Source organism: Pseudomonas sp. S36, from assembly GCF_016647875.1.
Taxonomy (GTDB): Bacteria; Pseudomonadota; Gammaproteobacteria; order Pseudomonadales; family Pseudomonadaceae; genus Aquipseudomonas; species Aquipseudomonas parafulva.
Map to the genome: position 1 here is coordinate 1 of NZ_JACVVG010000077.1, position 11,338 is coordinate 11,338.

The 11,338-nt window shown below is 63.2% G+C and carries 9 protein-coding genes; 3 read left to right on the forward strand and 6 right to left on the reverse strand.

The genetic code is table 11. The features are described from left to right. Positions 1–439 precede the first annotated feature (439 nt). Complete coding sequence (locus IAE36_RS22975) at positions 440–1,654, forward strand: aldose 1-epimerase family protein (protein WP_201214920.1); 1,215 nt, start codon at positions 440–442, stop codon at positions 1,652–1,654. A 56-nt stretch (positions 1,655–1,710) separates the two neighbouring features. Here the strand turns inward: IAE36_RS22975 and IAE36_RS22980 are convergent, their stop codons facing one another. Further along, a complete protein-coding gene (locus IAE36_RS22980) occupies positions 1,711–2,913 on the reverse strand; it encodes a zinc-dependent alcohol dehydrogenase (protein ID WP_201214921.1) in 1,203 nt (400 codons plus the stop codon). Between the two features lie 210 nt (positions 2,914–3,123). Here IAE36_RS22980 and IAE36_RS22985 point away from each other — a divergent pair, with 210 nt between their 5' ends. Then, entirely contained in the window at positions 3,124–3,633 is a 510-nt protein-coding gene (locus IAE36_RS22985) for a ProQ/FinO family protein (RefSeq protein ID WP_201214922.1), read from the forward strand. Between the two features lie 122 nt (positions 3,634–3,755). On the opposite strand, the gene IAE36_RS22990 is transcribed toward IAE36_RS22985, so the two are convergent. Genes IAE36_RS22990 through IAE36_RS23005 form a run of 4 tightly spaced genes read right to left on the reverse strand, consistent with a single transcriptional unit; the run spans position 3,756 to position 8,324 of the window. Next, a complete protein-coding gene (locus IAE36_RS22990; RefSeq protein WP_201214923.1) occupies positions 3,756–5,435 on the reverse strand; it encodes an FAD-dependent oxidoreductase in 1,680 nt (559 codons plus the stop codon). Positions 5,436–5,471: 36 nt separating this feature from the next. Then, positions 5,472–5,792, reverse strand: a complete 321-nt coding sequence (locus IAE36_RS22995; RefSeq protein WP_028633753.1) for an NIPSNAP family protein — start codon at positions 5,790–5,792, stop codon at positions 5,472–5,474. Beyond that, the gene (locus IAE36_RS23000; RefSeq protein ID WP_201214924.1) at positions 5,777–7,510 is read right to left on the reverse strand and encodes an FAD-dependent oxidoreductase; all 1,734 of its coding nucleotides are present in this window, start codon (positions 7,508–7,510) and stop codon (positions 5,777–5,779) included. The genes IAE36_RS22995 and IAE36_RS23000 overlap by 16 nt, the downstream gene beginning before the upstream one ends. A 4-nt stretch (positions 7,511–7,514) precedes the next feature. Beyond that, positions 7,515–8,324, reverse strand: coding sequence for a shikimate dehydrogenase family protein (locus IAE36_RS23005; RefSeq protein WP_060483126.1), 810 nt, complete (start codon positions 8,322–8,324; stop codon positions 7,515–7,517). Between the two features lie 152 nt (positions 8,325–8,476). Between IAE36_RS23005 and IAE36_RS23010 the strand changes: the two genes are divergently transcribed. Next, complete coding sequence (locus IAE36_RS23010; protein WP_201214925.1) at positions 8,477–9,247, forward strand: IclR family transcriptional regulator domain-containing protein; 771 nt, start codon at positions 8,477–8,479, stop codon at positions 9,245–9,247. A 17-nt stretch (positions 9,248–9,264) separates the two neighbouring features. Here IAE36_RS23010 and IAE36_RS23015 read toward each other — a convergent pair whose 3' ends face one another. Next, entirely contained in the window at positions 9,265–11,118 is a 1,854-nt protein-coding gene (locus IAE36_RS23015) for an ABC transporter ATP-binding protein (RefSeq protein WP_201214926.1), read from the reverse strand. Between the last annotated feature and the right edge of the window lie 220 nt (positions 11,119–11,338).

An 11,338-nucleotide genomic window follows, 5' to 3' on the forward strand; every position in this document is an offset into this window, starting at 1 on the left:
AGGAGCGAGCGCAGCTCGCGATGCGCCGCGCGGGCGGCGCTCGGTCTGCGCACCAGCACAACAACCTCGTCATGCCCTTGGTTGCCATTACGCGATCTGCGTTGACCCATACACCGACCGGTTTGCGGGGAAGGGGTGTGAGGGCTTGCAGGTGCCCGCCTTGAGGTTTCTTTCGCCTGTGAGATCGAGCGCCGCCCGCGTGGCGCATCGCGAGCTGCGCTCGCTCCTACGTTTGTTTCGGGCCAGTCACGCTTGTGGCGGGCGCGCGCGACCGCCTTGTTGGTACGGCACGATATTGCGTCATACGCCAAGGCGTTCGTGCGCAGATGGCGCGGCCTGGAACAAACGTAGAAACAAGCGCTATGGCGCCCAATGCAAACTTGCTGAATCGTTTCTTTCGCTCTATAAGCAATCCACAACATCAAGAAAGGCCACCCCCATGTCCCCCTTGAAACTGATCGTCGCGCTCACCACCCTGTCTGCCACTTCCCACGCCTTGGCCTGGGAGTACGTATTGCTCGACACCGACAAAGCTGCCCAGAACTGGCAGGTCACCAGCCAGTCGCTCGGTGTGAAAACCGACAAGCCCTTCAGCGTTACCCTGCGCACCCTGCACGGAGGCCGGCAGGAGGGCGTGAGCATCGTGGATATCGACAATGGCACCCTGAAACTCTCGGTAGTCCCCACCCGTGGCATGAACATCCTCAAGGCCTCGGTCGGCCCGGTGCGCATGGGCTGGGACTCGCCGGTTACCGAGGTGGTGAACCCGTCCTTCATCGAACTCAATGGCCGCAACGGCCTGGGCTGGCTGGAAGGCTTCAACGAACTGGTCACCCGCTGCGGCTATGAATGGGTGGGCCACCCCGGCGTCGACAACGGTGAGTTGCTGACCCTGCATGGCCGTGCTGCCAACATCCCGGCCAGCAAGGTCACCCTGCACATCGACGAGAAACCGCCGTACGCCATCACCTTGCGTGGCGAACTGAAGGAGCAGGCGTTCAAGAAGGTGGACTTTGCCGTGGCTACCGAGGTAGTCACCGAACCGGGCAGCGTGGCGTTTGCCATCAACGACACCCTTACCAACCAGGGCGATTACCCCAAGGAATACCAGGCGCTGTACCACAGCAACTTCAGCACCCCGTTTCTGGAGCAGGGGGCGCGTTTCGCCGCCCCGGTTAAGCAGGTGTCACCGTTCAATGACAAGGCCAAGGGCGACCTGCCTGACTGGCAAACCTACCGCGCGCCCACCAAGGACTACGATGAAACGGTCTACAACGTGGTGCCGTATGCCGATGCCAAGGGCGATACCCTGACCGTGTTGCACAACAAGGCAGGCAGCCTGGGCGTTGCGGTGGGCTTCAACACCCGCACGCTGCCGGTGTTCTCGCTGTGGAAGAACACCGACACCCAAGGCCAGGGCTATGTCACCGGCCTGGAGCCTGGGACGAGTTTTTCCTACAACCGTCGTTACCAGCGGCCTCTGAATCTGGTCCCGACGATTGGCCCAAAAGAGCAGCGCCAGTTCCACATCCGTTACAGCCTGTTGGCGGATAAAACGGCCGTGGACAAGGCTTTGCAGCAGGTGAGCGAGATCCAGGGCGGGCGCGAAACCGAGGTGCGTCAGGTGCCATTGGTGGACCTTACCGAACAATAGGGCCCACCGTGGGTGAAATGAGGCCCGGGGCGAGCCCCGGGCCGGGGGCGTGAACATCAAACGTAGTCGGTGCCTAATGTCCCGGCGGCAGCACCTGGTACCAAGATGACCTTGCGGCAACCATCCTGTTTCTGGTCGAACATTTTGTAGCCCAAGGCTGCCTCTTCCAAGGCCAGGCGGTGGGTGACGATCAACTCAGGCTCAAGGCGGCCGGCCTCGATGTGTTCCAGCAATTCGGGAAGGTATTTGTGCACATGGGTCTGGCCCATCTTGAAGGTCAAGCCCTTGTCGAAGGCGTCCCCGAACATGAAACCGTGAATGAACCCGGCATAGACCCCCGGGACGCTGACCACGCCGCCCCGGCGTACTGCGGCGATGCACTGGCGCAAGGCCTTCCCGCTGCTGCCCTCGATTTTCAGTGCTGTCATCACCGTCTCGGCCGTGCTTCCCTTGGCTTCGAAGCCGACGGCGTCGATGACCGCGTCTACGCCACGCATGCCGGGGGTATGGCGGATGATGCTGTCAGCGGGGTCATCGTCTTCATCGAAGTTGATCGGTATCACGCCGTAGGCTTCCCGGGCGTAAGCCAGTCGGTAATCGTTGTGATCGACCATGAAGATGGTCTGGGCGCCGAGCATTCGCGCACAGGCGGCGCTAAGCAAACCCACCGGGCCAGCACCATAGATGGCGAGTGAAGAGCCCTGGCCTATGCCTGCATTGGTAACGGCCTGCCAGGCAGTCGGCAGGATATCTGACAGGAACAGTACCTTGTCGTCTGCAAGCGTCGTGGGGACCTTGAACGGCCCTGTGTTGGCTTTGGGAACCCGAACGTAATCGGCCTGGCCCCCCGGAACCCCCCCGTACAGATGGCTGAACCCGAACAAGGCAGCCCCCGGTGGGATCGCCTTCTTGTTGAGAATCGCGCCCCGGCCAGTGTTAGTGGTTTCGCAGGCCGCAAACAGGTCTTGCTGGCAGAAAAAACACCCCCCACAGGCAATGACGAAAGGAATCACAACCCTGTCGCCGATTTTCAGATCGGTGACCGCACTGCCAGTGTCCTCAACGATCCCCATGAATTCATGGCCGAAAATGTCGCCTGCCTCGGTTTGCGGAATCTTCCCCCGATAAAGGTGAAGGTCGGAACCACAGATTGCAGTGGCGGTGACTTTGAGAATGACATCGTCCGCCTCCTGGATGATGGGATCAGGTACATTATCGACCCTGACATCGTGCGCCCCGTGATACGTCAGTGCTCGCATGGGTTCAGCTCCTTCAGCGGTAGGTTTGGGTGACAAGTAGGTAGGGGAAGCCATTGCAAGTGGCTAAGTTCACCTGAATCAGTCAGGCGGTACCCAATTAGCCGTCATCTACGATGCTGAATCATCCAATCGTGCGGTTTGAGGTGCCCTGAAGCGTCATATGGACTATCCTCGCGCCTTGTAATCAATTTCTAAGCAGTGAACTGAACTATGGGTTTTGAACAACTAGCGGAGCTCCGTGACCGCCTGCGGGCAGAAAAGGAACAGGCCAAGGCCGAGCGGCCCAAGCCGGCGCCGCGCAAATCGCCCCCCCAGGCGACCCCGCGCCGCCAGGATCCCGCAGTGGAAGCCATATGGCCTTTGCAAAAGCATTTTCCATTGGCTTTCCCGGTCAACCCTGCACCCAAGGTGCCGCTCAAAGAGGGCATCTTCAAGGATGCCGAGCAACACCTGGAGCTGCTCGGCCTGACCCGTGAACAGCTCAAACTGGGTATTGCCACCTGGTGCAAAGGCACGCGCTACTGGGCGTGCATGGTGGAAAACGCCCCGCGTCTGGACTTGAACGGGCAGGCTGCGGGCAGTGTGACCGCCGCCCAGGCGCTGCACGCCAAGCAGCAAGCCGCGCGGCACTTCAACCAGGCTCGCCGCAACCGTGCAAAACCCAAAGCCGCTGCGCCTGAGCCAGCGGCTGCGGTCAGTGCAGAGCAGACGCCGGGCTGAGCAGCCGATGAGCCCGCCAAACCGGGCTCATGGAAAGCGGTCGAAGCAATACCGGCCCAGGCGAAAGCCATTACAGGTCAATGTATTGATGAGCGCGTGCTGGCGTACTCGCCGGCACGCGCTCAGCCATCCCGACCACTCAAAACATTTCCAGCGATGTGCCCAAACGTCATCCCGGGCCCCAACGTAATACCCCCGCTGGGGTAATAGCCCCCCATCACACTGCTCATATCATTGCCCACCGCAAACAGCCCCCCAATCGGCTGCCCCCGCAAGTCCAGCACCCGCGCACAATGATCCGTAGCCAGACCAGCGAAAGTCCCAAGGCTACCCGCCACCAATTTCACCGCATAAAACGGTCCCTGCTTCAGCGGCCCCAGTGACGGATTAGGCACTTGCAACGGCTCACCTTGCACACGGTTGTGCCTTGACCCCCCACGACCAAACTCAGGGTCCTCACCTTCCACAGCATGCCGGTTGAACGCCGCCACCGTTTGCTGCAATTGCGCCCCATCGATCCCGCACTGGCGGCCTAGTTCCGCCAGCGTTCCCGCACAGTGCAAATACCCCCGCCTGCGATAAAAACCTGTCGAAAACGGAAACGGCTTCGCCCAGCCGATCCCGTAACGCCGTTGCGCGCGGTGATCACAGATCAGCCACGCCTGCGCCGGCTCGCCCACCGGCGTGGCCGCGAACAGTGCGTTCATGAAGTCGTGGTAGCAATCCGCTTCGTTGACGAACCGGCGCCCGTCACGGCGTACCGCAATGAACCCCGGTTTGGCACGGTCGACCAGGTGCGGGAAGTGACTGAAGCGCCCGTCGGCCTCCGGCACCCGCGACACCGGCGCCCAAGCGCCGGCATGGGCCAGCCCGGCATCGACTACGCCACCTGCCCGTTCACCCAGGCGCAAACCATCGCCGGTGTTGGTGCTGGGCGCCGCTGAATAGTGCTCGCGACCATCAGGAGCATGGGGCATCAGCTGGGCAATGCGCTCGCTATCGTGAGGGAAACCACCGCAGGCCAGCACCACGCCCCTCCCGGCACGGATCACCTGGCCATCGGCGAACTGCGCGCCATCCACACGGCCTTGACCCAATAGCTTAATAGCCGCCTTGTCCGTCAGTAGCGTCACGCCCAGGTCCAGGGCACTGCGCAGCAGCCGCGCCACCAGGGCATTGCCATTGACCAACTGCGTCCCCCGACGATGAATCACCAGGTCGTGTGCGTGGCGCAGCAGCCGTTTGCCCACGTACCAGGCTGCCTTGGGGGAGCGGGTGGCGTTGAAGAACGCAGCCATGTCGGCACCCCCGGCGATGCCCATGCCGGCGAGGCTGACAATGCCCAACGGGGGGCGCAGCTTGGCCAGCCATGGGCCCAGCAGGCGCCCGTCGTAAGGTAGCGCACACAGCGAGCGCCCACCGGCGGCACTGCCAGGCCCCTCGTGCATATCCGGCACGTGGTTGCCGGACTGGAAGCGCACCGCTGTATGCTGCTGGAAAAACGCCACCATTTGCGGCCCGTGCTGCAGAAACGCCTGCTGGCGCGGGTCCAGTGTTGCACGGTGGGTCTGTGCGCACAGGTAGCGCTGCGGGTCAGCTTCCGGCTCGACCAGGCCTGCCGCGATGGCCAGCGGATTGCGCGGTACCCACAGCCAGCCACCCGACCAGGCGCTGGTACCGCCCAGTTGGCTGGCTTTATCCGCCACGATCACCCGCAGGCCGTGATGGGCCGCCGTTACCGCAGCAGCCAGGCCGGCAGCCCCGGAGCCGATCACCAGAACGTCACACTCAAGCGCTTGCATGTCGAATCAGCCCCAAGGTCAAAGAACGTGCGTGAGTTACTGCAAGGGCGAAAAGCCAGTAGGGCGCAGCAGCCGTGACTGCAGGTTCAACACCGCCCCCAGCTCGCGATTGCGCTTGGAAAACGCCGCCCAGCGTGGGTCGGCTGCCATGGCCGCACGCCGGGCCATGCGATCGTCCAGGCTGGCGTAACCCCACAGGTGCACAACCTGGTTCACTTCACCGAATTCGCTGGTGAAGAACCCCACCAGGTTGCCCAGATGCTCACGTTGCACGGCTAGCGCATGGCTTTGATACAGCGCCAGCCAGTCGGCCATTTTCAGGGGGTCGAGGGTGTAGGTTCTCATTTCGTAGTACATGCGGTGTGCTCCTTGAGAATTGACGGCGCTTGCAGGCGCGCTGTGATGTGGTTGGCCGCAAGCCAGCCAAACGTGAGGGCAGGGCCCAGGGTGATACCGGGACCCGGATAGGTGCCCTTCATCATCGAATTCATGTCGTTGCCAACGGCGTACAGCCCGGTGATGGGTTGGCCGCTCTCATCCAGTACATTGGCGTTGGCGTCCGTCACCAGGCCGCACGCCGAGCCCAGGTCACCGGTGTGCAGCTGTATGGCGTAATAGGGGGCAGTCTGCAGCGGCGCCAGGCAGGGGTTGGGCCGGTGCTGCGGGTCGCCCATGTAGCGGTTGTAGGCATTGGCGCCTTTGCCAAAGACGGGATCGAGGCCGGCCTGGGCGTCGGCATTGAAGGCCTGCAAGGTGTGCGCGAGGCCTTGCACATCGACGCCGATCGCTTGGGCCAATGCTTCGGGGGTGTCGGCACGGTACAGGTAGCCTGCGTCGATCAGTGCCTGGTTGTTTACCGGTTTTGGTCGCGCGAGCCCCAGGCCATAGCGGTTCAGGGCCTGGGCATCACATATTAGCCAGCAACTGGCCATGCCCTTGGCGAAGAGGGTTTCTACGAAGTGGTGGTAGGAGTCTGCTTCGTTGACGAAACGCCGCCCGCTGTTGTCGACGGCAATGACCCCCGGTTTGGCCCGGTCCGTGACCAGGTGCGGGAAGCGCTCGTACTGGCCATCGCTGTGACGAACCTGAGAAACCGGTGCCCAGAAGAAGTTGGCTGCAAGGCCCCGGCCCACTGCAGCCTGTACCGCACGGGCCAGGCGCAGGGCCGCACCGTCGTTGCTGGCGGGTGACATCGTCAAGTGCGTCCCGGGCAGATCTGGCCGGTAGCTGGCTGCCAGCCGGCTTGCCGCAAAGCCTCCCATCGCGCAGACCACGCCGCCTTTTGCCAGCAACCGATGCCGGTGCCCGCCGCGTCTTACCACCACACCCGTGACTGCACCGTGTTCGACGATCAGTTCCTCTGCTTCGCTGCGCAGCCAAAGTTGCACGCCCTTGGCGAAAGCGCTGGTGGCCAGGCGGGCGATCATCGCATTGCCCGTGGTCAGCCGCGTGCCTCGGGGATGACGCAGGCGGTCTACCCCGTAGCGCGCCAAGAGCCGCAGGCAGTGCCACAGCGACCTGGGCGAGCGGCGCACACTCAGAAAATGCTGGATGTCTACGCGGTTCACCATCATGCCGCCGAACAGCAGCATGCCGGGCGGGGGCATTTGCAGGTCCTTGAGGCGAGCGCCCAGCCGCCTACCGTCATACTCGACCATTTCCAGGGCCCGACCGCACTCGGTGGCCCCAGGGGCGTCCGGGTAGTAGTCCGGGGAATGAGGGCGTAGCGCATAGCGCAGTTCGGTGTGGTGTTCCAGCCAGCGCAGCGCCTGGTGGCCATGCTCGATAAAGGCATCGACCAATGTCGAGTCGTAACCGTCACCGATCACGTGCTTGAGGTAAGTGCGCATGGCCTCTTCAGAGTCCTTTACCTTGGCTGCTCGCGCCTGGTCAGTGCCATACAGCCACACCGCCCCACCAGAAATGGCCGAGGTGCCACCAAATTGCGCGGCTTTCTCCACCATCACCACGTTCAGGCCCTGGCTGGCAGCCGTTACGGCGCTGGCAAACGCGGCGGCGCCGCTGCCCAGTACGATCACATCAACGGGATGCTGATCGGGTTCGAGCGTGTTCATGGGCTTAGATCTCCAGCGGGGTGACGCCCATGAAGGCGCCCAGGTGGCCGAGTTGGGCGAACGCCATCTGCGCGCCGGTCTGGATACGGCAACCCGCCAACCGCGCACGCGCCAGCCAGGGTGTGATCTCGGGCGAGGTGACCACGTCGGCCACCAGCGTATGGGGTTGCAAGGTGGCCACCAGCGCAGCGGGCAGGGGCAGTTGGGCGTCGTCGCCCATGCCCACGGGTGAGGCATTGACGACCAGGTCAAATGCACCCAGGTCGTCCACCTGGGTGTCGATCTCGAGTTCTGCAAACGTGTGGCCGAGCAGCTCGCACAGTGCCGCGCAGCGTGCGCTGCTGGGGTCGGTAAGGCTGAGCCTGGCGATGCCGGCTTCACCCAAGGCGTAGGCGATGGCGCTGCCGACCCCACCGCAACCGACCACCAGGGCGCGCCGGCCGCTTGCTGTAAAGCCATGCTTGAGGGCAGCGCCAAGGAAGCCCGCGCCATCCACGTTGTCGCCCAACAGCCGGCCATCAGGCTCACGGCGGATCACATTGACCGAGCCCAGCGCAGCGGCGCGCACGCTCAGGCTGTCCACACAGGTTGCCATGGCCTGCTTGTAAGGGACCGTGACCACGCAGCCACGCAGGTTTTGCCAGCCCCGCAGGGTTGTGGCGAAGCTATCCAGCGCCTGGGCGTGCAAGTCGATGGGCAGCATCGCCACAGCGCGGTTGTTGTTGACGAACCAGGTGTTGAAGTTTTCCGGTGATTTCACCTGGGCAATGGGTGAGCCGACGATGGCAACCAGTTCAAAAGCACCACGGATCATCGCGGCCTCCTTGTTGATGTTGTTGTGGAGGCAAGGGTGTGGCAGGCACCCTCGGCGATCAATGCCGCACGGCTTTTGATTCTGCGATTATCGCAATGTGAGCGCGTTTATCGCATGATTGGGACTATTTCGATCCGTTGAGCGTGATCCCTATGAGCACCCCTGACATCCACCCCCGTGACCTGATTGCCGGCCTGCAGAAGGGCCTGGCCTTGATGCAGTTGTTCAGCGCCGACCATCCTCGCCTCAGCGTCGCCCACGCAGCCCGCTTGTCGGGGCTGACGCCGAGTGCTACGCGACGGTTCCTGTTGACCTTGGTGCATGAAGGGTTCGCTGAAACCGACAACCGTGAGTACTGGCTGACGCCCAAAGCCCTACGCATCGGCCAGGCCTATGTGGACTCAGCCCAGTTACCGCGCATGCTGCGGCCCATCGTCGAGCAGGTCGCCCGGCAAACGCAGGAGCATGTGTCGGTAGGCACCCGCGATGGCGACGAAATCATCCATCTGGTGCGCAGCCGCTACAGCCACGTTGCATCGCTGTCTATTCGTCCCGGCTCGCGGGTGCCCATTCACTGCACGGCAGGCGGGCGTGTCTGGTTGGCCTGGCAGGACGATGCAGCGCGAGACGCCTACTTGCTGCGCAACCCGTTGCAGGCGCTGACGCCCTACACGCAGACCGACCGGGCGCAGTGGCTGGCGCAATTGCAGCAGGTCAGGCACCAAGGCTTTTGCGTGGTCGATCAGGAATATGAAGTGGGCATGCGGGTAGTGGGCGTGCCGCTGCTGGACAGGGCCGGCCAGTTGAAGGCTACCCTCACTCTCACGACCCATGTCTCACGCTCCAGCGTTGACGAGATTCGCATGCGTTACCTGGCACCCTTGTTCGAAGCCCAGGCGCTGCTGCGGCCGGTGCTGGGTTAGCGCACCGGCCGTTGCGGTTAGTCAAGTACCTGGGCCACGCCCTGGTCCTCGCCCAGAAACCCGCCACTCTGGTGCTGCCACAAGCGCGCGTAGGTGCCATTTTTGGCCAGCAACTGCGCGTGGGTGCCTTGCTCGATGATGCGCCCGTCGTCCATCACGATCAGCCGGTCCATGGCCGCGATGGTCGACAGCCGGTGGGCGATGGCGATCACGGTCTTGCCTTCCATCATTTCGTCCAGGCTCTCCTGGATTGCCACCTCCACCTCCGAGTCCAGCGCGCTGGTGGCCTCGTCGAGCAGCAGAATAGGCGCGTTCTTCAACATGACCCGGGCAATGGCGATGCGTTGGCGCTGGCCGCCGGACAGCTTGATGCCGCGTTCGCCCACCAGGGTGTCATAGCCGCTGTGCCCCTGGCGGTCGCTGAGCTGGCTGATGAAACCGTCGGCCTGGGCGTTCGCGGCGGCAGCGCGGATCTGCGCATCAGTGGCGTCCGGGCGGCCATAGGCGATGTTGTCACGGATGGAGCGGTGCAGCAGCGAGGTGTCCTGGGTAACCATGCCGATGGCGCTGCGCAGGCTGTCCTGGGTGACCTTCGCCACATTCTGCCCATCGATGCGGATCTCGCCGCTGTCCACATCGTAGAAGCGCAGCAGCAGGTTGATGAGCGTGGACTTGCCGGCCCCGGAACGGCCCACCAGGCCGACCTTTTCGCCAGGCTTGATCTGCAGGCTGAGGTCGGTCAGCACCTGGCGCTCGCCGTTGTAGTTGAAGCTGACCTTGTCGAACGTGACGGCGCCACCGCGGGTGACCAGTTCGCCTGCGCCGGGTGCGTCCTGCACCTTGGGGCCGCGGGTGAGGGTGGCCATGCCATCCTGCACCGTGCCGATGTTCTCGAAAAGCGAGGTCATCTGCCACATGATCCAGTGAGACATGCCGTTGATTCGCAACGCCATGGCGGTAATGGCCGCGACGGCGCCAGTGCCTACCTGGCCCTGGTGCCACAGCCACAATGCGTAGCCGCCGGCGCCAAAAATCAGCCCCACCACCAGTGCCTGGTTGACGATCTCGAACTGGCTCACCAGGCGCATCTGGCGGAAACCGGTCTGTTTGAAATCCTCCATGGCAGCACGGGCGAAATGCGCCTCGCGCTTGGAGTGGGAGAACAGCTTGACGGTGGTGATGTTGGTGTAGGCGTCCGATACCCGCCCGGTCATGGACGAGCGGGCATTGGCCTGCTCTTGGCCGACCTTGCCCAGGCGTGGCACGAAATACAGCATCGCCAGCCCGAACAATGCCACCCAGGCGATGAAGGGCAGCATCAGCTTCAGGTCGAAGCCCCCGGCCAGGGCGATGATGGCGATGAAGTACACGCCGATGCCAGGCAGAATCTCGATTACGGTAAACAGCACTTCGCGCACGGACAGTGCGGTCTGCATCACCTTGGTGGTGACCCGCCCCGAGAACTCGTCAGAAAAGAACGACAGGCTCTGGCGAAGCATCAGCCGGTGGAAGTCCCAGCGCAGGCGTAGCGGCAGGTTGATGGCCAACACCTGGTGCTGGACCATGGTACGCAGGGCTACCAGCACGATGCTGATCACCAGCACGCTGCCGATGCCCCACAGCACCTGGCTTTCCTGGGGGCCAGTGGTATCACCGGCCTTCCAGGCCGACAACAGGTCGACCACCTGGCCCAGGAACGAGAACAACCAGGCTTCGTAGATCGACACGCCAGCGCTCAGCAGCGCCAGTGCCAGGATGTAGCCGCGGGCGCCGCGGGTGCAGGCCCACATGAAGCGCAACAAGCCCATCGGTGGTGGCGGTGCTTCGTCGGGAGGAAAGGGGTCGAGCCGGCGCTCAAACATACGCAGCATGCAGTGTCTCCGGAAATCAGGGTTCGCTTGGCGGGCCACCATACAGCAGTTGGGCCGGTTCGCCTTCAGATAGACAGGCGTGAGGGCGATCCGATCCAATCTTCGGCGGCCGATGCAGACCGCGTGATGGCAACCAAGGGCATGACGTGATTGTTGTGGTGGCTCGCAGATCGAGCGCCGCCCGCGCGGCGCATCGAGAGCTGCGCTCGCTCCTACGTTT

Bases quoted from the DNA above. Each gene is read 5' to 3' on its own strand.
- IAE36_RS23010 (WP_201214925.1), top strand. From the start codon at position 8,477: ATGAGCACCCCTGACATCCACCCCCGTGACCTGATTGCCGGCCTGCAG.
- IAE36_RS23005 (WP_060483126.1), bottom strand. From the start codon at position 8,324: ATGATCCGTGGTGCTTTTGAACTGGTTGCCATCGTCGGCTCACCCATT.
- IAE36_RS22985 (WP_201214922.1), top strand. From the start codon at position 3,124: ATGGGTTTTGAACAACTAGCGGAGCTCCGTGACCGCCTGCGGGCAGAA.
- IAE36_RS22980 (WP_201214921.1), bottom strand. From the start codon at position 2,913: ATGCGAGCACTGACGTATCACGGGGCGCACGATGTCAGGGTCGATAAT.
- IAE36_RS23015 (WP_201214926.1), bottom strand. From the start codon at position 11,118: ATGCTGCGTATGTTTGAGCGCCGGCTCGACCCCTTTCCTCCCGACGAA.
- IAE36_RS22990 (WP_201214923.1), bottom strand. From the start codon at position 5,435: ATGCAAGCGCTTGAGTGTGACGTTCTGGTGATCGGCTCCGGGGCTGCC.
- IAE36_RS22995 (WP_028633753.1), bottom strand. From the start codon at position 5,792: ATGTACTACGAAATGAGAACCTACACCCTCGACCCCCTGAAAATGGCC.
- IAE36_RS22975 (WP_201214920.1), top strand. From the start codon at position 440: ATGTCCCCCTTGAAACTGATCGTCGCGCTCACCACCCTGTCTGCCACT.
- IAE36_RS23000 (WP_201214924.1), bottom strand. From the start codon at position 7,510: ATGAACACGCTCGAACCCGATCAGCATCCCGTTGATGTGATCGTACTG.